The following is a 2,470-nucleotide window of genomic DNA, read 5'->3' as shown; positions in this document are numbered from 1 at the left end:
GCTAGAAGGATCTTTGAGAACTTTTAACTAAATTGTACCCAGAAGGTCCCCCAACTTCTGTTATACATCACCGTTGTACGCAATTACCACAAACGAGAATGAACAGATTTCAAAAGACGATAATATTCACAAAAGTTCCTCTCAAAAAGTACTTTCGCTATCCTGATAAATTCCTAATTTATCCAGCAGATTTAAAAGGAATGCCAAAATCAAATTTACAAGAACATTATCCTGTAATTTTAGAATATATTATTGAAGAACACGAAATAATTGAGCCATCAAAAGACGATGGATTGAAAGATTTAAGAACTCTGACGGCTTCTACTCTAACGAAACAAGATGAGATATTAAATTTACTAACACTATTTACAAATCATATGTTTTTTAGATATTATGATTTGACTGGAAATTGGGGAATGCCAATCTTAAAAGATAACGCTGGAGAAGAGGCAAATACTTGGTCGTCCAAATGGAATATGACAATGTTTCATTGGCCTGAATTACCAGAACAATTGAAAATTGAAAAATTCACTGATGTAGAATTAAAATATGAGCCTGTCGAATTTATCTCGTTTATGAAATATTATCAGGTAAATCCAAATTACGATTACTATTCTGATAAAGAAATTTCTTTCCCAAACAACATATTTTTAGGATTAGACTCATATTACAATTTAGATACTGAAGTCAAGAAAGTTTTAGATACAGCAATATCACATACTGTTTCTGCAATGGAATTAAGACAGTATAAAAAGACATTATCCGTAATTTCAGCATTTACATCAATCGAAACAATGGTTAATTATGAAAACAGAGATTTTAAAGCGGAAAAATGTAATGAATGTGGTCAATTACAATATAAAGTTTCTAAAAAGTATAGAGATTATTTATTAAAATATATTGGAGATAATCCGAACAACAAAAAGAAGTTTAACGCACTATATAGTCTTCGTTCAAAGATTGTGCACACAGGAATGAAATTTAAAACAGAAAACTTGTGGACTGAACTGCCTCAAGAAGAAAAAGACGAAGAATTTATTAACCAAATGGAAGTCATCATATTGAGTAAAATGTCAATTACTAATTGGCTTCTGATAAACAAATAACTGCGTACAACAATGGCTATAAATAATTGCTCGGTCTGTTCTACTCGGAAAATCCTACGGATTTTCCTATGGTTCGAGAACTTTTGCTAAATTAGTAACCAAACCACGCAACTATCCATAGCCGAGACCGTTGTACGCAATTACCACAAACGAGAATGAACAGATTTCAAAAGACGATAATATTCACAAAAGTTCCTCTCAAAAAGTACTTTCGCTATCCTGATAAATTCCTAATTTATCCAGCAGATTTAAAAGGAATGCCAAAATCAAATTTACAAGAACATTATCCTGTAATTTTAGAATATATTATTGAAGAACACGAAATAATTGAGCCATCAAAAGACGATGGATTGAAAGATTTAAGAACTCTGACGGCTTCTACTCTAACGAAACAAGATGAGATATTAAATTTACTAACACTATTTACAAATCATATGTTTTTTAGATATTATGATTTGACTGGAAATTGGGGAATGCCAATCTTAAAAGATAACGCTGGAGAAGAGGCAAATACTTGGTCGTCCAAATGGAATATGACAATGTTTCATTGGCCTGAATTACCAGAACAATTGAAAATTGAAAAATTCACTGATGTAGAATTAAAATATGAGCCTGTCGAATTTATCTCGTTTATGAAATATTATCAGGTAAATCCAAATTACGATTACTATTCTGATAAAGAAATTTCTTTCCCAAACAACATATTTTTAGGATTAGACTCATATTACAATTTAGATACTGAAGTCAAGAAAGTTTTAGATACAGCAATATCACATACTGTTTCTGCAATGGAATTAAGACAGTATAAAAAGACATTATCCGTAATTTCAGCATTTACATCAATCGAAACAATGGTTAATTATGAAAACAGAGATTTTAAAGCGGAAAAATGTAATGAATGTGGTCAATTACAATATAAAGTTTCTAAAAAGTATAGAGATTATTTATTAAAATATATTGGAGATAATCCGAACAACAAAAAGAAGTTTAACGCACTATATAGTCTTCGTTCAAAGATTGTGCACACAGGAATGAAATTTAAAACAGAAAACTTGTGGACTGAACTGCCTCAAGAAGAAAAAGACGAAGAATTTATTAACCAAATGGAAGTCATCATATTGAGTAAAATGTCAATTACTAATTGGCTTCTGATAAACAAATAACTGCGTACAACAATGGCTATAAATAATTGCTCGGTCTGTTCTACTCGGAAAATCCTACGGATTTTCCTATGGTTCGAGAACTTTTGCTAAATTAGTAACCAAACCACGCAACTATCCATAGCCGAGACCGTTGGAGTGCAATAATTCGGACTTTCGGGTTTCACTAAATTTTTATGGGGAACTTAAGGAACACAACGCAGA

2 protein-coding genes are annotated in these 2,470 nt (G+C 31.3%); both read left to right on the top strand.

Going from position 1 to position 2,470, the window contains the following annotated elements; translation table 11 throughout:
- The first annotated feature begins 98 nt into the window (after positions 1-98).
- Positions 99-1,106 (top strand): HEPN domain-containing protein, encoded by a 1,008-nt coding sequence (locus PO830_RS14795; protein ID WP_272854350.1) that lies wholly within the window; start codon positions 99-101, stop codon positions 1,104-1,106.
- Between the two features lie 155 nt (positions 1,107-1,261).
- Positions 1,262-2,269: a HEPN domain-containing protein gene (locus tag PO830_RS14790; RefSeq protein WP_272854350.1), complete on the top strand. Its 1,008-nt coding sequence runs from the start codon at positions 1,262-1,264 to the stop codon at positions 2,267-2,269.
- Positions 2,270-2,470: the final 201 nt, after the last annotated feature.

This window comes from Altibacter sp. HG106 (assembly GCF_028561755.1).
GTDB lineage: Bacteria > Bacteroidota > Bacteroidia > Flavobacteriales > Flavobacteriaceae > DFVG01.
This window is presented reverse-complemented; position numbering and strand designations above follow the sequence as displayed.

Excerpts from the sequence above, each read along its gene's own strand:
- PO830_RS14790 (WP_272854350.1), top strand. The coding sequence starts at position 1,262 with ATGAACAGATTTCAAAAGACGATAATATTCACAAAAGTTCCTCTCAAA.
- PO830_RS14795 (WP_272854350.1), top strand. The coding sequence starts at position 99 with ATGAACAGATTTCAAAAGACGATAATATTCACAAAAGTTCCTCTCAAA.